General features: G+C 73.1%; 21 protein-coding genes. 13 read left to right on the top strand and 8 right to left on the bottom strand.

The annotated features are described in order from the left end of the window. Positions 1-115 (top strand): integrase core domain-containing protein (locus D0D15_RS20040; protein ID WP_162830614.1); only part of this gene is annotated, 115 nt, incomplete at its 5' end. Between the two features lie 13 nt (positions 116-128). Here the strand turns inward: D0D15_RS20040 and D0D15_RS20035 are convergent. The 3 genes from D0D15_RS20035 to D0D15_RS20025 form a co-directional block, all read right to left on the bottom strand. Further along, positions 129-845 (bottom strand): alpha/beta fold hydrolase, encoded by a 717-nt coding sequence (locus D0D15_RS20035; protein ID WP_233157419.1) that lies wholly within the window; start codon positions 843-845, stop codon positions 129-131. 57 nt (positions 846-902) lie between these two features. Further along, the gene (locus tag D0D15_RS20030; RefSeq protein WP_115944652.1) at positions 903-1,115 is read right to left on the bottom strand and encodes a hypothetical protein; all 213 of its coding nucleotides are present in this window, start codon (positions 1,113-1,115) and stop codon (positions 903-905) included. A gap of 234 nt (positions 1,116-1,349) precedes the next feature. Continuing rightward, positions 1,350-1,907 carry a helix-turn-helix domain-containing protein gene (locus D0D15_RS20025; protein ID WP_094007455.1) on the bottom strand — a complete coding sequence of 186 codons (558 nt, stop codon included), beginning with the start codon at positions 1,905-1,907 and terminating at the stop codon, positions 1,350-1,352. Between the two features lie 70 nt (positions 1,908-1,977). Here D0D15_RS20025 and D0D15_RS20020 point away from each other — a divergent pair, with 70 nt between their 5' ends. Continuing rightward, the gene (locus D0D15_RS20020; RefSeq protein WP_094007456.1) at positions 1,978-2,640 is read left to right on the top strand and encodes an AzlC family ABC transporter permease; all 663 of its coding nucleotides are present in this window, start codon (positions 1,978-1,980) and stop codon (positions 2,638-2,640) included. Then, the gene (locus D0D15_RS20015) at positions 2,637-2,945 is read left to right on the top strand and encodes an AzlD domain-containing protein (protein WP_094007457.1); all 309 of its coding nucleotides are present in this window, start codon (positions 2,637-2,639) and stop codon (positions 2,943-2,945) included. The genes D0D15_RS20020 and D0D15_RS20015 overlap by 4 nt, the downstream gene beginning before the upstream one ends. A 106-nt stretch (positions 2,946-3,051) precedes the next feature. On the opposite strand, the gene D0D15_RS20010 is transcribed toward D0D15_RS20015, so the two are convergent. Continuing rightward, entirely contained in the window at positions 3,052-3,918 is an 867-nt protein-coding gene (locus D0D15_RS20010; protein WP_094007458.1) for a LysR family transcriptional regulator, read from the bottom strand. Positions 3,919-3,990: 72 nt separating this feature from the next. On the opposite strand from D0D15_RS20010, the gene D0D15_RS20005 reads away from it, so the two are divergent. The 4 genes from D0D15_RS20005 to D0D15_RS19990 all read left to right on the top strand — a co-directional run bounded on the left by D0D15_RS20005 (position 3,991) and on the right by D0D15_RS19990 (position 8,892). Continuing rightward, a complete protein-coding gene (locus tag D0D15_RS20005) occupies positions 3,991-4,998 on the top strand; it encodes a bile acid:sodium symporter family protein (protein ID WP_094007459.1) in 1,008 nt (335 codons plus the stop codon). Positions 4,999-5,057: 59 nt separating this feature from the next. Then, a complete protein-coding gene (locus tag D0D15_RS20000; protein ID WP_094007460.1) occupies positions 5,058-5,942 on the top strand; it encodes a methylenetetrahydrofolate reductase in 885 nt (294 codons plus the stop codon). A gap of 31 nt (positions 5,943-5,973) precedes the next feature. After that, positions 5,974-7,635 carry a DUF885 domain-containing protein gene (locus D0D15_RS19995; RefSeq protein ID WP_094007461.1) on the top strand — a complete coding sequence of 554 codons (1,662 nt, stop codon included), beginning with the start codon at positions 5,974-5,976 and terminating at the stop codon, positions 7,633-7,635. 363 nt (positions 7,636-7,998) lie between these two features. Continuing rightward, a complete protein-coding gene (locus D0D15_RS19990; RefSeq protein ID WP_094007462.1) occupies positions 7,999-8,892 on the top strand; it encodes a DMT family transporter in 894 nt (297 codons plus the stop codon). Here the strand turns inward: D0D15_RS19990 and D0D15_RS19985 are convergent. Both D0D15_RS19985 and D0D15_RS19980 read right to left on the bottom strand, forming a co-directional pair. Next, entirely contained in the window at positions 8,877-9,446 is a 570-nt protein-coding gene (locus tag D0D15_RS19985; protein WP_094007463.1) for a GNAT family N-acetyltransferase, read from the bottom strand. The two genes, D0D15_RS19990 and D0D15_RS19985, sit on opposite strands and share 16 nt — an antisense overlap. Further along, positions 9,443-9,943, bottom strand: a complete 501-nt coding sequence (locus tag D0D15_RS19980; protein ID WP_094007464.1) for a YbaK/EbsC family protein — start codon at positions 9,941-9,943, stop codon at positions 9,443-9,445. Before D0D15_RS19980 ends, D0D15_RS19985 begins: the two co-directional genes overlap by 4 nt. 147 nt (positions 9,944-10,090) lie before the next feature. Here D0D15_RS19980 and D0D15_RS19975 point away from each other — a divergent pair, with 147 nt between their 5' ends. Further along, a complete protein-coding gene (locus D0D15_RS19975; protein ID WP_094007570.1) occupies positions 10,091-10,660 on the top strand; it encodes a DUF5134 domain-containing protein in 570 nt (189 codons plus the stop codon). Between the two features lie 47 nt (positions 10,661-10,707). Next, a complete protein-coding gene (locus tag D0D15_RS19970; RefSeq protein ID WP_094007465.1) occupies positions 10,708-11,610 on the top strand; it encodes a DUF2268 domain-containing putative Zn-dependent protease in 903 nt (300 codons plus the stop codon). Here D0D15_RS19970 and D0D15_RS19965 read toward each other — a convergent pair. Then, the gene (locus D0D15_RS19965) at positions 11,579-12,139 is read right to left on the bottom strand and encodes a copper resistance CopC family protein (protein ID WP_094007466.1); all 561 of its coding nucleotides are present in this window, start codon (positions 12,137-12,139) and stop codon (positions 11,579-11,581) included. The two genes, D0D15_RS19970 and D0D15_RS19965, sit on opposite strands and share 32 nt — an antisense overlap. A gap of 396 nt (positions 12,140-12,535) precedes the next feature. Here D0D15_RS19965 and D0D15_RS19960 point away from each other — a divergent pair, with 396 nt between their 5' ends. From D0D15_RS19960 to D0D15_RS19945, 4 genes are all read left to right on the top strand, one after another. Continuing rightward, a complete protein-coding gene (locus D0D15_RS19960; protein WP_115944651.1) occupies positions 12,536-13,048 on the top strand; it encodes an SAV_6107 family HEPN domain-containing protein in 513 nt (170 codons plus the stop codon). Further along, positions 13,045-13,809 (top strand): maleylpyruvate isomerase N-terminal domain-containing protein, encoded by a 765-nt coding sequence (locus D0D15_RS19955; RefSeq protein WP_094007468.1) that lies wholly within the window; start codon positions 13,045-13,047, stop codon positions 13,807-13,809. The genes D0D15_RS19960 and D0D15_RS19955 overlap by 4 nt, the downstream gene beginning before the upstream one ends. Positions 13,810-13,849: 40 nt before the next feature. Further along, positions 13,850-14,575, top strand: coding sequence for a VOC family protein (locus tag D0D15_RS19950; RefSeq protein WP_094007469.1), 726 nt, complete (start codon positions 13,850-13,852; stop codon positions 14,573-14,575). A gap of 184 nt (positions 14,576-14,759) precedes the next feature. After that, on the top strand, positions 14,760-15,776 hold the full coding sequence (locus tag D0D15_RS19945) for a GNAT family N-acetyltransferase (protein WP_233157420.1): 1,017 nt from the start codon (positions 14,760-14,762) through the stop codon (positions 15,774-15,776). A gap of 534 nt (positions 15,777-16,310) precedes the next feature. On the opposite strand, the gene def is transcribed toward D0D15_RS19945, so the two are convergent. Next, entirely contained in the window at positions 16,311-16,811 is a 501-nt protein-coding gene (gene def / locus D0D15_RS19940; protein WP_094007471.1) for a peptide deformylase, read from the bottom strand. Between the last annotated feature and the right edge of the window lie 7 nt (positions 16,812-16,818).

The raw sequence follows: 16,818 nt of genomic DNA, 5'->3' as shown, positions 1-16,818 counted from the left end.
CACCAGCAACGAGGCACGAGCAGCAGCACTTGCAGCCTGGATCGAGCACTACAACACTGAACGCCGCCACAGCGCACTCGGAGGACGACCGCCCATCAGCCGGCTACCAACCTAACGGCCGGATACATCTAGCGCACCGGGAGGAGCCGCGGGTCCGTCGTGCCGGTCAGCCAGGCTCGCAGGACCTCGTTGAACAGCGCGGTGTCCTCCACGTTCCAGATGTGGTGCATGCCCGGCGCGAGCCGCACCTGGGCCTGCGGGGCGATGCGGGCCAGCGTCGCCAGGGAGCGGCGCACCACCACGTCCTCCTTCTCGCCCGCGATCGCCAGCAGCGGGCCCGCGTAGTCGCCCACGCCCGCGGGCACGCCGCCCGCGTACACGTCGGCGAACATCGCGGACGCGGTCTCGCGGCGCACCGACAACCCGTGCGCCACATAGCGTTCGCGGGCCCCGGCCGGCAGCCCGAACCCCGCGGCCAGGGCCCGCCAGAACCACGGCGCCCGCCAGAACAGCAGCTGCAGCCGGGCGACCAGGCGCACCGCCGCGCCGGGCCGCGCGAGCGGCGCCCCGGTCAGGAACGCCGAGCGCACGCGGCCGGGATGCCGGGCCAGCACCCGCACCGCCGTCACCGCGCCCAGCGAGAGCCCGACGAGATCGAACGGGCCGTCCACGCGGCGCGCGCTCACCCGGGCCACCACGTCGTCGGCCACCGCGTCCAGACCCGGCCAGTCCTCGCCGCCCCGCTCCCCGAACCCGGGCAGGTCCGGGGTGAGCACCGTCCGATCCGTCAGGGCGGCGACCTGCGGCTCCCACATCCAGTTCGCCGCGTTGCCGCCGTGCAACATCACCAGCGGCGGGGTGCGCGGTGTCCGTGCGGGCGGGGTGCACCTCGGGGAAGCCGGTCACGCGATCTCCTCCTCGACCGCGTCGAGCCAGGCGAGTTCGGTGCGCAGGTGCGCGATCCCGTTGTCCAGCGTCGCCAGGCGGAGCCGGGCGCCGCGGTGGTTGCGGATCGCATGTCTTCGAAACGCGCCAGCCGCGCCCGGACCTCCTCCCGTGCCGGGCGAGCAGCGGCCGGAGGCCGTCGTCGTCGAGACCGTCGCCGAAGAACACACGCGCCAGGAACGGGTTCCGTTCGACGTGGCGCTCCGGCTCACTGGCGAGCCACTCGGCGAGAGCCGCCCGGCCGGCCGCGGTGATGCGGTGCTCCTGCCGGTCCGGCGCCCGGTCCCCGGCCACCTCCCCGAGGCCGGCGGCGACCAGCCGGGCCAGCGTCCGGTCGGCCGATCAGAAGTGCCCCACGGTGGAGTCGAAGTGGCGCTGGACAATCCACCTCTTCGACCTGTCATCTAGCTGTGCTCGGAGACGAGCACCGCGCGCGTGCCGGGTTCCAGGGCCTGGAAGATGTGCTCCACGTCGCCGGGGTAGGCGATGTAGTCACCGGGGGCGAGTTCCACCGGCTCGTCGACCAGGCCGACCAGGGCGCGGCCCGCGCTGAGGACCACGTGCTCCACCACGCCCGGCATGTGCGGGTCCGAGCGGCGCGGCGGGCCCGGCTCGGCCGCGATCCGGAAGAGGTCGCGGCGCGCGTTCGGCGGGCAGGACGCCACCAGCGTCGCGACGTAGTCCGAGCGCTCGGAGTAGAACGTCGGGCCCTCGTCGGCGCGGATGACCTGCACCTGCGGCCGCACCGGTTCGACGAGCCGCGCGAACGGCACGTCGAGCACCACGCTCAGCGCCCACAGCGTCTCCACGCTCGGGTTGCCGCCGCCGGCCTCCAGCTGGGACAACGTCGACTTGGCGATACCCGCCCGCTTGGCGACCTCCGTGAGGGACAGCCCAGTGCGGGCGCGTTCGCGCCGCAGGGAAGCCGCGATGACGTCGAGTGGTGCGCCGCGCTCGGCCATGCTTGTTCGCTCCAGAAGTCCGGTTGTTCGGCTTGACGAACGGTCGTGCGTCTGTTCAGTATAGAAGGCGATGCGTACGATCTACCGAACACTCGACCGTCGCCTGGTGCGCGACGTCGCCCTGGTGGCGCTCGCCGACGGGGTCGTCGGCGTGTCCTACGGCGCCATCAGCACCGGATCCGGCTTCGGCGCCTGGCTGCCGGTGGTGATGTCGCTGCTGGTGTTCGCCGGTGCGTCCCAGTTCCTGTTCGTCGGGCTGGTGGCCGCCGGGGGCAGCCCGTTCGCGGCGGCGGTCGCCGGGCTGCTGGTGAACAGCAGGCACTTGCCGTTCGGTATGGCGGTCAGCGACGTGCTCGGCCGCCGCGGGCGCGTCCTGGGCAGCCACCTGATGACCGACGAGAACGTGGCGTTCGCGATGGCGGAAGAGGACGCCGGGCGCCGCCGCGCCGCGTACTGGGCGTGCGGGATCAGCATCTTCGTGTGCTGGAACGTCGGGGTGGTCGCGGGTGCGTTCGCGGGCACGGCCATCGGCGACACCGACGCGTTCGGGCTGGACGCCGCGTTCCCGGCCGTGTTGCTCGCACTGGTGCTGCCGTCGCTGCGGGACCGGCCGACCCGTCACGCGGCGCTGGCCGGCGCGGTGATCGCGCTCGCCGTGACGCCGGTCCTGCCCGCGGGCCTGCCGGTGCTGCTCGCGCTGGCCGGCGTGCTGGTGCTGGTGGGGCGGCGATGACGACCCTGCTGATCGCGATCGCGGTCCTGGCCGTGGGCACGTTCGCGTTCCGGTTCGCCGGGCCGCTGCTGCAGACCCGGATGCCGCCCAGGGTGCAGAACCTGATGACGATCTCGGCGACGGTGCTGCTGGTCGCCGTGGTGGCGACGAGCGCGCTGACGGAGGGGCACGGTTTCGCCGGGTTCGCCCGCCCGATCGGGGTCGCGGTCGGCGGCGTCCTCGCCTGGCGGAAGGCGCCGTTCCTGGTGGTGGTCGTGACCGCCGCGGCGGTCACGGCGCTGCTGCGGCTGGCCGGCGTGCCCTGACCCAGCCGGTGGCCATTGCCCGGTTGCGTTTGAGCCGGTTGATGCAGCACTCCACCGCGTGCCGCTGCTTGGCGACCTCTGGAGCTGGGGCATCCGTAGCGCGGGCCTAACCGTGCAGCCTGCTGGCCTCCGCGCGGATCGCCTCCGACAGGGCCGCCGTGGGGCCGCGTGGTGTGGCCGACCGGGTCGTCAGCAGGAACTGCACCTCGCCGGGGTCGGGCAGGCCGTGGCCGGGCGGCAGTTCCACCAGCCCGGCCGGGATCAGGCTCCGCGCGAACACCACGACCCCCAGCCCGGCCAGGGCCGCGGCGCGCAGGCCGTTCAGGCTGCCGCTCGTGCACACGATCCGCCACGGCTTCCCGTTGTCCTGCAACGACTCCAGTGCCCGGGCGCGGGTGATGCTCGGCGGCGGGTAGGCGATCAGCGGCACCGGCGCGCCCGGCTCCAGCGTGAACCCCTCGCGCCCCACCCACACCAGCGGGTCCGTCCACAACGGACTACCCGGTTCGTCGCCCGCGCGGCGCTTGCCCAGCACCAGGTCCAGCTCGCCCGCGCGCAGCTTCTCGTGCAGCACACCGGACAGGTCCACCGTCAGTTCCAGGTCGACCAGCGGGTGCAGCCGCCGGAACTCACGCAGGATCTCCGGCAGCGGCCCGACCACGAAGTCCTCCGAGGCGCCGAACCGCACCCGCCCGCGCAGCTCCGGCCCGGCGAAGTAGGCCAGCGCCCGCTCGATGTCCTCCAGGATCGTCCCGGCGAAGCCGATCATCGCCTCGCCGTCGGGCGTCAGCGCAACCGAGTGCGTGTCGCGCAGCAGGAGTTGCTGCGACGTGGCCTCCTCGAGTTTGCGCACGTGCTGGCTCACCGTCGACTGCCGCAGCCCGAGCCGCTGCCCGGCGCGCGTGAAACTACGCGTCTCGGCCACCGTCAGGAACGTCCGCAGCCACACCGGATCGAGCACCGCGACCTCCATCGCGAATCGCGATAGCAGTTATGCCCTTCATCATACTTCACAATCGGCGCACTTCAGCGGACGATCGAAGACGTGAAAAGCCCAGCCGCGCTCCTCGCCAAGCTCCGCATCGACCCGTTCATCCTCGGCATCCTCGCCGCGGTCGGGATCGCCTGCCTGGTACCGGCGCGCGGCCAGGGCGCGGAGGTCGCCTCCTGGGTCACCTCGATCGGCGTCGGCGCCCTGTTCTTCCTCTACGGCGCGCGCCTGTCCACCGCCGAGGCCGTGGCCGGGTTCAAGCACTGGCGGCTGCACCTGGTGATCCTCGTCTCCACCTTCGTGCTGTTCCCGCTGCTCGGCCTCGCCACGAAACTCCTCGAACCCGGCGTGCTGACCCCCGCGCTGGTGGCCGGCGTCATCTTCCTGTGCACGCTGCCGTCGACGGTGAACTCCTCGATCGCGTTCACCTCGATCGCCAAGGGCAACGTGGCCGCCGCGATCTGCGCCGCGTCGTTCTCCAGCCTGCTGGGCGTCGTCGTCACGCCGCTGCTGGTCGCCCTGCTGCTGCACAGCACCGGCAACGGCTTCTCGCTCGACGCCGTGACCTCGATCGTGCTGCAGCTGCTCGTGCCGTTCGTCGCCGGGCAGATCGCGCGGCGCTGGATCGGCGGTTTCCTCACGCGGCACAAGAAGATCCTCGGCCGCGCCGACCGCACCGTGATCCTGCTGGTGGTCTACGCGGCCTTCAGCGAAGGTGTTGTCGCCGGGATCTGGCACCAGCTGACCCCGCTCGCGCTCGGCGCGCTGGTGGTGGTCAACCTGGCGCTGTTCTACGCGGTGTTCTGGATCCTCAAGCTGGTCACGCCGAAGCTGGGCTTCGACCGCGCGGACCGCGTCGCGATCATCTTCGCCGGGTCGAAGAAGAGCCTCGCCAGCGGGCTGCCGATGGCCGCGGTCCTGTTCCCGGCGCAGACGGTCGGCCTGATCGTGCTGCCGCTGATGCTGTTCCACCAGGCCCAGCTCATGATCTGCGCGGTGCTCGCGCGGCGGTGGGGCGCCCAGGCCGAAGCCGGCCAACCCGCCGCGGCCGGGGTGCGTTAGCCGTTCCCAAGTGGCGGACCTCGTTTCCCACCTTTCGGACACCGGTTACCATTGCGCGCATGACGTCGGTGATCGAGCGCCTGCGAGGGGAGTCCCCGGCGTTCTCCATTGAGTTCTTCCCGCCCCGCGACGCGGCGGACGAGGCCGTGCTGTGGCGGTCGATCCGCGAGCTGGAGCCGCTGGACCCCGCGTACATGTCGATCACCTACGGCGCGGGCGGGTCGAGCCGGGACGGCACCATCCGCAGCATCGCGCGGGTGGCGACCGAGACCACGCTGGTGCCGATGGCGCATCTGACCGCGGTCGACCACTCCGTCGCCGAGCTGCGCAACGTCATCGGCTGGTACGCCGCCGTCGGCGTGCGGAACATCCTCGCGCTGCGCGGCGACCCGCCGGGCGACCCGTACGGCGAGTGGGTGCCGCACCCGCAGGGCCTGAGCTACGCCGAGGAACTGGTCGCGCTGGTCCGCTCGCTGGGCGACTTCTGCGTCGGCGTCTCCGCGTTCCCCTACGGCCACCCGCGCTCGCTGGACCTGGACACCGACACCAAGTACCTGGTGCGCAAGTTCCGCGCCGGCGCCGACTTCGGCATCGCCCAGCTGTTCTTCGAGGCCGAGGACTTCCTGCGGCTGCGCGACCGGGTCGCCGCCGCGGGCTGTGACGCGCTGCTCATCCCCGGTGTGATGCCGCTGACCACGCCGCGCACGTTGCACACCACGATCCGCCTGTCCGGCGCGCCCGCGCCGCGGCGCCTGCTCGACCGGCTCGAACCGCTGGCCGGCGACCCCAAGGCGTTCCGCGCCGAAGGGCTGGACGTGGTCACCGAGCTGTGTGAGCGGCTCATCGCCGAAGGCGTGCCGGACCTGCACTTCTACACCTTCAACCGCTCCAAGGCGACGCGTGAGGTGGTTCGCAGGCTCGGCCTGGTGCCCGCGCGTGCGTAAACCCGGTTGCCGCGTTCGGTAGGTTGCATCCATGGGCGTGCACCAGATCTGTGACCAGTTCGTCGAGGACTTCGCCGCCGCGCACCCGGTCGCGGCCACCGAGATGGGCATCCCGGGTTACGACGACCAGCTGACCGACTACTCGCCGGAGGGCCACGCCGCCCGCGCCGCGCTCGCTCGCCGGGCGCTGGAGGCCGTCACCGCCGCCGAGCCGGCCGACGCCGGGGAGCGCGCCGCCAAGGCCGTGTTCACCGAGCGGATCGGGCTGGACCTGGAGATCCACGACGCCGGCCTGGACGTCGCGTCGCTCAACGTCATCGCGAGCCCGGTGCAGGACCTGCGCATGGTGTTCGACCTCATGCCCACCGACACGCCCGAGCAGTGGGCCACCATCGCCCAGCGCCTGGCCAAGGTCCCGGACGCGGTCGACGGCATCCGCGCGTCGCTGCTGGCCGCCGTCGAGGCCGGCAACGCGCCCGCGCTGCGCCAGGTCACCAAGGTCGCCGAGCAGGCCGAGACGTGGGCCGGGCTGTCCGGGGAGACCGGTTTCTTCCAGAACCTGGTCGCCGGAGCGCCCGAGGGTGCCGTGCGCGAGGACCTCGACCGCGGTGCCCGCGCCGCCCAGGAGGCCTACGCCGAGCTCGCCGGGTTCCTGCGCGCCGAGCTGGCGCCGAAGGCCCGCACGAAGGACGCCGTCGGCGAGGACGCCTACCGGCTCTGGTCGCGGTACTTCATCGGCGCCAAGCTCGACCCGCGCGAGTCCTACGAGTGGGGCTGGGCCGAGTTCCTGCGCCTGGAGGCGGAGATGAAGGCCGTCGCCGAGCGCATCGCGCCGGGCGGCACCCTCGCCGACGCCGCCGCCGCGCTGGACGCGAACCCGCGCTACCGCGTTCAGGGCCGCGACGCCTTCCAACGGTGGATGCAGCAGCTGTCCGACAACGCGCTGGCCGAGCTGCGCGGCAAGCACTTCGACATCCCGGACCCGCTGATGGCCCTCGACTGCCGGATCGCGCCGCCCGGCGGTGGCGCCGGCGCGTACTACACGGGCCCGAACGAGGACTTCACCCGCCCCGGCACCATGTGGTGGTCGCTGCCCCCGGGCCGCGACGAGTTCACCACCTGGCGCGAGGTCAGCACCGTCTACCACGAGGGCGTGCCGGGCCACCACCTGCAGATCGCCACCGCGGTGCACGAGCGGTCGCTCAACCGGTTCCAGCGGCTGCTGGCGTTCACCTCCGGCCACGGCGAGGGCTGGGCGCTCTACGCCGAGCGGCTGATGCAGGACCTGGGCTACCTCGCCGACGACGGCGACCTGCTGGGCATGTTGTCCGAGCAGCTGTTCCGCGCCGCACGCGTGATCGTCGACTTCGGCATGCACCTGGAGCTGGAGATCCCGTCCGGCACCGGGTTCCACGAGGGCGAGCGGTGGACGCCCGCCCTCGGCCTGGAGTTCATGCTGACCCGCACGATCACCGACGAGCCGCTGGTGCGCGACGAGATCGACCGCTACCTCGGGTGGCCCGGCCAGGCCCCGGCGTACAAGCTGGGGGAGCGCCTGTGGATCGAGGCGCGCGAGGACGCGCGCAAGCGCCAGGGCGACGCCTTCGACCTCAAGGACTTCCACACGAAGGCCCTCCGCCTGGGCGGCATGGGCCTGGACACCTTGCGCGAACAACTCGCCGAACTCGACTAGGGGAGTTTTACTTTGGCTTGCGTGGCGGTGCGGGTAGCAGAACCTGAGGCGGCACCTCGCTGTGGGATCGCCTCCTCATGAATGCCCATTCACCACGTCGGCGCTGTCCTCGCGAGGAGCCACCTCAGAACCCGCGGCGGTGCCGGTTGACAGCCCACCGCAAGCGGCTCCGCCGCTTATGAACAACGACTGAAGGATGTGCTGATGCACCGGGTCTTCCTGGTCACGCCGCCGCCCCCGGCCTAGCGGGGCGGTCGCTGCACGCCGCACACTTGCGGCTTCACCAAGCACCACGGGTTCCGTGGTGCCGCATCGCCCCGCGTCCGCGGCACTGTCCACATCAGACGCTGGAGCGAATCCTTCATGTCCGTTTCCGTCGACGCGCCCGTGCGCGCTCGTTCGTCGTTCACCTTGCTGGTCGCCGGGGTGCTGTGGGGCACCGGTGGCCTGTCCGGGTCCCTGCTCGCCACCCGCGGTGGCCTGTCCCCGATTTCCGTTGCCACGTACCGGTTGCTGATCGGCGGCGCCGCGCTCGTGCTGTTCCTGTGGGTCACCCGGAACCTGCGCGGAATGGTCTGGACCAAGCCGGTGGTCCGCCGGATCGCCCTGGCCGGCGGGCTCCTCGGCTCGTTCCAGGCCTCCTACTTCGCGGCGGTCACGCTGACCTCGGTCGGCATCGCGACCATGGTGACCATCGGCAGCGTGCCGGTGTTCGTCACCGCCGCCACGGCCGTGCGGGCCCGGCAGCTGCCCGGTCCGCTGACCCTGGTGTCGGTCGCCCTCGGGCTGGCCGGGCTGGCGCTGCTGTCCGCCACGCCCGGGCAGGGCGGCTGGCGGCTGCTCGGCGGCGTGGCGTTCGCGCTGGCCGCCGGCGCCGGGTTCAGCGTGCTGGCCCTGGCACTGCGCCGTCCCGTCGCGGGCCTGGACTACCAGCGCACCACCGCGTTCGGCCTGCTCACCGGCGGCTTGCTGCTGCTGCCCGCCGGGCTGGTCCTCGGGATGGCGCTGCCGCTGCGGCTCGACGTGCTGGCGGTCGCGGTGTACTTCGGCGTCGTGCCCACCGGGCTCGGCTACGTGCTGTACTTCCGCGTCCTCGGTGCCGCGCGGCCGGTGATCGCCGCGCTGGCGACGCTGCTGGAACCGCTCACCGCGGCGATCCTGTCCGCCGTCGTCCTGCACGAGGACCTCGGCATCCAGGGCTGGTGCGGCGCCGGGCTGCTGGCCGCCGGACTGCTGGTCGGTTACCTGCGGTCCTGAGGCTCCAGGGGCAGGGTGCGGCCGAGGATGGCGAACGGGCGTGGATCACCGGCGAAGTGGTAGTCGCGCAGCGCGTCGACGAACCCCATGCGCCGGTACAGTTTCCACGCCCGGCTCGGCCCCTCCGGCGTCGACAGCAGCACGTGCCGGTTGGGCACGCCGTCGAGCAGGCGGCGCAGCAGGTCCTCACCGATCCCGCGGGCCTGGCTCGCGGGACGGACGTGGATCTCGGTCAGCTCGAAGTAGTCGGCCAGCCAACGCTGCGCGAGCTGCTCGCCGCCGGCCGAGGTCAGCCCGCGCCGCACCTGCTCGTGCCACCACTGGCCGGGCGCGCCCCGGTAGCCGTAGGCGATGCCGAGCATCGTGCCCTCGGCGTCGAGCGCGGCGATGCAGCGCCAGCCCTCGCGCAGCGCGTGCGTCAGCCACATCGGGGCGCGCTGCTCGGCCGTGCCCGGCGGGTAGCGCATCGCCTCGACGTAGATCGCCAGCGCCTCCCGCAACCGGGCGCGGAAGTCGTCGGCGGACAGCCGCGCGTAGTGCAGGGACGTGGTCATGACGCCACGTCCGCGGGCTGTCCGCCGGTCACGGCCACGAGGTCGGCGAACGTGGTCGGGAAGACCGACTTCGCGTGCCCGGCCGCCGCCCACACGGTGTCGTAGGCCCGCAACGCGGTGTCGACGAGGGTGAGCACCGGCGCCGGGTGCCCGAGCGGGGCGACGCCGCCGATGGCCTGACCGGTGTGCTCCCGCACGAACGCCGGATCCGCCTTCTCGACCGACTCGGCGCCGATCAGCGCGGCCAGGGTTGCGGTGTTGGCGCGGTGGGCGCCCGAGGTCAGCGACAGCAGCGGGGCGGTCCGGTCGGCGAACACCGCGCGGAAGACGAGGCTGTTCGCGATCGCGCCCACCTCGACTCCGAGGGCCTCGGCGGCCTGCGCGGCCGTGCGCACCTCGGCCGGCAGGATGCGGATGCCGGCAGCGGCGTCGTGCCTGCCCGCCTCGGCGAGCGCGGCAGCGACCTTGGCGACCGCCGGATGGTCCAGGCTGCTCATACCGATATGAGATCACGCGCCGCGACGGGCGGCGACGCGTATCCCCGGTCAGTCGTCCGCGACGGGCCCGGAGTTCCCGGGCGTGGGTCTTTTCACGCCCACCCGGCGAACCTGCTTTTCCTTGCCCGCCAACGATATCGTGTGCCGATGTTCTCCTCCCCGGCGTGGCTCGGCTGGTCGCTGGCCGGCCTGTTCACGGTGCTCGCGATCGGCGCACTGGCCCAGGTGCTCGCGCCCGGCGCCCGGTCGTGGGCGGCCTGCCGCGACGGGGTGACCGGTGACCGGGAATCCGCGCTCGCGCACGCGGTGATGGCCGTGGCGATGGCGCTGATGTCCGTGCCGTGGGGCAATTCGGTTCCGGCGCTCGCGTGGCAGGTCGTGTTCGTGGCGATGGCGGCCTGGTTCGCGGCGACGTTGTTCCGCGCCGCGCCCGGCGTGCCCCGGTGGCGTTCGGCGGCGACGCACCACCTGCTGGGCGCGGTCGCGATGCTCGCGATGGTCAGCGCCATGGACGGCGCGCCCGCGACGAGCGGTGACCACGGCGGGCACTCCGCCGCGTCCGCCGGGTTCCTGCCGCCCGCCGTGATGGCCGGCCTGGTGGTCTACTTCGCCGCCGACACCGCCGTGTCCGGCTGGCGCGTGATCCGCGGCGGGGCCGGAGCCACCCGGGCGGTGATGGGTGCCGGCATGGCGGCGATGCTCGTGCCGATGCTGTAGGAAATCGGTTTGAGTCTCCGGTGGCGGGAGACTTTAGCGTCCCGCGTATGACGATCACGGTTCTGGACACCTACCCCGCCATGCGGCGGATCCTGCGCGCCCCGCGAGTGGAGCGGCCCGCGCTGCTCGACGCGATGCTGCGGCCCGCGGCGGGCATGTACCGCTACTTCCCGGGCGAGGTCGACCTCGTCGCCATGCACCGCATGGGCTCGGGCTTCCCGATCGACCGCGACGAGGACCGGTGCCTGGAGGCGCTGGAGGCGTTGCGCGAGGCCGACGCGTGGGGCCGGATCGAGCGGGCGCTGCACGACGCGGTCGCCGTGCAGCTGGACGCGACCCCGGACATCACGGTGCCCGACCTCACCGTGCTCATCGTTCTCGGCGATCCCGGGGACGAGCACTTCCTGGGCCCGAGCCTGGGCATGACGGCCAACGGCAGCGTGTCCGGCTACATCTTCCTGAACTTCTGGCCGTACCCGGAGAACCTGGCGCGGCTGGAGGCGACGGCGGTCCACGAGCTGAACCACAACCTCCGTTACTCCCGCGGCGGTGTCGTGTGGAACCCGGCGACGGTCACGGTGGGGGAGCAGGTGGTGTCCGAGGGGCTGGCGGACGCGTTCGCGCGCCAGCTGTACGGCGACGAGCTCGGCTACGCCCGCGTCGGCGTGCCGCACCTGCACGACGACGCGGTGTTCGACAAGGTCGTGTCCGGCCTGGAGGTGACCGGGATGCAGAACTTCACCGCGTGGGTGCACGGCGACGCCCACGCGATCCGGTACGGCGCCACCCCGGTCGGGCTGCCCACCGGCGCCGGTTACGCCGTCGGCAACCGGCTGGTCGACGCGTACCTGGCCGCGACGGGACGCACCGCGGCGCAGGCACTGCTGGCGGACAGCCGGGAGGTCATCGACACCGCCCTCAGCTCGCGGAGCGCCGCCCCCGGACGATGACCGCGACGGTGCCGGCTATGGCGGCGGCCACGACCACCGCGATGACGACCCAGGCCCACACCGGGAACCCGCCGCCGGACGGCTCGGCGGCCTGCGGGGCCTGGGTCGCCGGGGGAACCGGCGCCGACGACGGTGCCGCCGAGGGCGACGGTGTGGTGGCCGGCGCGGTGAGCGAGAAGTTGATCCGGCCGGTGATCGGGTCGCCGTCGGCCGCGACGATCGACCAGGTGAGCACGTAGGCCCCGGCCGGACCGGACGGCTGGACCGGCGCGGTGAGGGTCCGGTCGGTCACCGTCGCCGGGCCGACCGTCCACTGCGCACCTTCGGGGCCGGTGATCCGGATCGGCTCGGCGGGCAGGGTGAACGAGCCGCCGAACTTGAGGCTCACCTGGCTCGGCGCGGCGGACAGCGCCGCGCCTTCGGCCGGGTCGCTGCTCTGCAACGTGGTGTGGGCCAGCGCGGCCGGCGCGGCGACCAGGAGAGCGGTGATCAGCGCACCGGCCAGGACGGACAGACGCCGCAGCAGCATGGACGCACCTTCCGTGGGGAATCGGGTGTGGGGAGGCCCCCGGGTCAAGGTCGTCCGGAGCCGCGGAAAAGTTCTGCCGCCGGGGCGAGTGACACCGGGCAGGTGGGCTGGGGGCGGACCGGCCCGGCGTGACGTCCTGCAGGTCGCCGCGTCACCCGGTGCGGTTCCGGCGGAGATTCGGCATTCCCCGATCGTGTGATCGAACGCGGTCGAGTGCGGCACACCACGTCATTCGAGGACTTGAACGAACAGGTGTTCGAAGCTACTCTGGAAGTCGATCGAACAAGAGTTCGACATCCGGTGAGCGCTCGCCGGTCAGGCCACCCGGTGCCGGAACGGGGGAAGCGTTTCGGCACCGGGTGGCCGCCACCGCACGTTGTCCGCAAGGGAGGGGCAATGTCCATTGCCGTCGCATCCCACGCCGAGGAGAGGCAGCCGGCGCTGCCGCTACCGGTCCGTCCGCCGGCGGCGCCCGCCGCCACGGCCCTGCTCGCCGACGCCCGGCGGGGCATCGCCGAAGCCCGGCACGCCGCCCAGCCGGCACCCAAGTTCATCGCGGCCTACCTGGCCGCGCTCCGCGCGGGCGCCGCGGTGCTCGCCGCGCGCGGCCGTCCGCACCGCGGCCGGGCCCGCCCGGCCAGCGTGTGGGTGCTGCTCGAGACGGCGGCACCCGAGCTGACCGACTGGACGGCGTACTTCGCCGCGCACTCGGCCGCCCGCGCCGAAGCCCAGGCCGGCAACACCCGTCGCGTCACCGCCGAACGGGCGGAGGAGTTGCTGCGCCAGGCCGCGTCGTTCGTCGAGCTGGCTCGCGACCTCGTGCACGGGCGGGAGCCGGTGACCAGGCCGGGCCGGGCGCGGCAGTGCGACGCGCCGCCTGCCCTGGGGAAGGCACCCCGGCGGCGATGAGCGGGCAAGCACTCGTCGGCCACGACCGCCTGCTGGACGTACTGGGCGCCGAGGCCGAGCTGCTCACCGCGACGGCGCGGGAAGCGGCGCCGGACACGCCGGTGCCCACCACGCCCGGTCTCACGATCGGCGAGGTGGTCCGGCACGTCGGCGGCGTCTACCGGGTCGCCACCGGCTGGATGACCGAGGGCAGGCGCCCCCGGGTCTGGCAGGAGAACCCGGCGGACGGCCAGAGCGGCGAGGAGTACCTGCGGGAGGGGCTCGCGGCGCTGCACCGCGAGCTGACCTCGCACGATCCGGCCGAGTACGCGGCCAGCTGGTGGCCGGCGGACCGCACATACGGGTTCTGGTGCCGCCGCATGGCGCACGAGACCACCGTGCACCGGATCGACGTCCAGAACGCCGCGGACGTGATCGTGGCCGAGGTCGGCGACGACGTGGCCATCGACGGCGTGGACGAGGTCCTGGCGCTGTGGTTCGGGCAGCGGCTGCCGATGCTCGGGCTGTCCGGCACGTCCACCGGGACGGTCGCCATCCGCACCGGCGGCCACAACTGGATCGCCCGCGCCGGGCCCGGCGAGACGGTCGCGTGGCGCTGTTCCGACGCCGACGCCGAACGGGCCGACGGGATCGTCACCGGCTCGCCGATGGCGGTCTACCAGTGGCTGTGGGGCCGGCTCGGGCACGGATCGGTGACCTGGGAGCGCAGCGACGATCCGATCGGCCAGTTCTGGGCGTTGCTGCGGCTGGCGACGAAATAAATCCGGGCGTGGGGAAGCGTTGCCGGATATCGTCGCCGTCATGGCGACGCGACTGGACAGTCTCGTGATCGACGCGAACCGGCGCAGGCAGCTGGCGGAGTTCTGGTCGGAACTGCTGGGCTGGCCGATCACCTTCGAAGACGACGAGGAGGTCGACGTCGAGGCGCCCGCGGACGGCATCGACCTCGTCTTCGTCACGGTCCCCGAGGCGAAGGACCCGGCGGTGAAGAACCGGGTGCACCTGGACCTGCCCAGCGCCTCACCGGAGGACCAGGCGGCGAAGGTGGACCGGGCGCTGGCCCTGGGCGCGCGGCGGATCGACATCGGGCAGGGCGAGGTGCCCTGGGTGGTGCTGGCCGACCCGGAGGGCAACGAGTTCTGTGTGCTCGAACCGCGGCCCGGCTACACCACGACGGAGGCCGTCGCGGCGGTCGTCGTGGACGCCCGGGATCCGCTGGCGCTGGCGGGGTTCTGGGCGGAGGCCACCGGGTGGCGGATCGCCAGCCAGGAGCCGGAGATCGTCGGGCTGCGCGCGCCGACCGGGCGCGGGCCGTGGCTGGAGTTCCTGCGCAGCGACGAGCCCAAGGACCACAAGAACCGGCTGCACCTGGACGTGGCCCCGTTCGCGGACGGCGACACGGCCGTCGAAGCGGACCGGTTGTGCGGGCTCGGCGCGCGGCGGATCGACCTCGGGCAGGGCGAGGTCACCTGGGAGGTCCTGGCCGATCCCGAGGGCAACGAGTTCTGCGTGTTGTCGCCGCGCTGAGTGTTTCGGCGCCGTTGCCTTCCGGCGCGGCACCCTGACAAGGGCGAAACACCCGCGCCCACGGACGGCAACAACCGCGCGCGATCGTTACCCGATGGAGATTCGCACGCGAAGAGCGCAGACGGTGCCGCGGCCGGTGATCGCCGAGGCGGACGGCTCGGTGATCTGGCGCGTCCGCATCCGGATGGACGACCACCCGGGCATGCTGGCGCGCATCGCCATCCGGATGGCCGACCTGGAGTGCAACATCCTCGGCCTGACCGTGCTGCCGGTGCCCGGCGGCGTGCTCGACGAGGTGGTGATCCGGCCCGCGACGGGGCTGACCAAGGAGCAGCTGGTCACGGCGATCGGGGCCGAGGGCTGCGAGTGCGCGTCCATCACGGACGCCGACGTGCGTGAGCTGGTGGACGCCTCCGCCGCGACGCTCACCGCGGCCGGCCGGGCGGTCGACGATCCGTCCCGCCGGGCCGAGGTGCTGCGCGAGGTGCTGGCCGCGGACCTGGTCACGGTCGTCCCGCTGGCCGAGGCGAACCCGGCCCGCGTCGAGGGCGGTCATCGCGTGGTGTTCGCGGTGGACGGGGAGACGGCGCTGGTGGCGCGGCGGCGGTGGGCGCCGTTCGTGCAGCTGGAACTGGCCCGCGCGGAGGCGTTGCTGGGGCTGCTGGACCGCGCCCGGCGCAACGTGACCAGCCCGCTGGCGCTGACCTGCGCGGATGGCGCGGCGATCGTGCTGCGCGAAGGCAAGCCCGGCGACGCGGAGGCGGTGTCCGCGATGCACGCCCGGTGCTCGATGACGACGCTCTTCGCGCGCTACCACACCGGGATGCGCACGATGCCGCGCCGATGGCTGCACCGCCTGCTGGTGCCGCCGCGGGGCCTGAGCCTGCTGGCGGTGTGCGGACGCGAGGTGGTCGGCGTGGGACAGCTCATCCCGGGCGCGACGGGCGAGATCGCCGAGGTCTCGCTGCTGGTCGAGGACGGCTGGCAAGGCAACGGCGTGGGCACCGCGCTGATGAAGCGCCTGGCGGAAATCGCCACGGCGCGGGGATGCCGGCGCCTGGTGGCGGTGTCACTGCCGGGCCGGGACGGGATCTACCGCACCGCCCAGCGGGCGGGGCTGGCGCCGGAGCCCCCGGAGGAGGAGGGGTTGCTGCGGATCGGCCTGGCGGCGGCGGGGGCCCGCGTGCTGGGTGAGGTGTAGCGGACTCGCGCGTGGTGCGGTTGCCGCTGTGGTGGACCGAGCTACGGGGCAGCGGGTGTGGTGGTCGCCCCAGCTCCTCTGGTGGGCACGGCGCTTCGGCCGCCCTGCCGCGCCCGCACAAGCGGCACTCAAGCGTCGCCCATGGCGGGAAACGCTGTGCGGCGCTCCACGGCACAAGGCGCCGAGACGCACCACCGGCGGCGGCCGACCGTTGCGTACGGGAGCCGGGGTGGCCACTGCCCCTCCGGGGCAGGGTCGCTGGTGCTGTGTCAGCGCGACTTCGCCGGGGTCGGCGCCGGGGTATGGCTGCTGGCGCAGCTGGGCTCCGCCCCGCCGGTCATGGCCGTGGTGCCGGGTCGCTCGGCTTCGCCGGGGTGGTGGCCCCGGCGTGGCTGCTGATGCCCCGTCGGTGCGGGCCTTGCCGGGGTGGTGGCCGCAGCGTGGCTGCTGATGCCGCGTCGGTTCGGGCCTTGCCGGGGTGGTGGCCAGGCCGCGGTGCTGCGTCGGCTCGGCTCCGCCGGGGCCGGGGTGGCGTCAGCGGCTCCAGAACCAGTCCTTGTCCCGCGCCTGCTTCAGCGCCTCCCGCTTCCGGTCCTTCTCCAGCCGGTCCAGGTAGAGCGTTCCGTCGAGGTGGTCGGTTTCGTGCTGGAGGCACTGCGCCAGCACGCCCTCGCCCTCCACGGTGACCGGCTCGTTGCGCAGGTCGACCCCCTTCACGACCGCGCGCTTCGCCCGGCGGGTCGGGAACCACAGCTCCGGCACGGACAGGCAGCCCTCGTTGATCTCGTGCGTCTCCTCGGACAGCTCGACGATCTCCGGGTTGATCACGTACCCGAACAGGTTGTCCACCTCGTAGCTGAACACCCGCAGGCTCACCCCGATCTGCGGCGCCGCCAGCCCGGCGCGCCCGGCCGGCCGCACCGTGTCGAGCAGGTCGGTCACCAGCTGCTCGACCCCCTTGTCGAACTTGGTCACGGGCTCGCAGACCGTCTTGAGCACCGGGTCGCCGAAGTACCGCAGCTCCCGCAACGCCATCAGGTCG

Source organism: Amycolatopsis thermalba (assembly GCF_003385215.1).
GTDB lineage: Bacteria > Actinomycetota > Actinomycetes > Mycobacteriales > Pseudonocardiaceae > Amycolatopsis_E > Amycolatopsis_E thermalba.
This window is presented reverse-complemented; position numbering and strand designations above follow the sequence as displayed.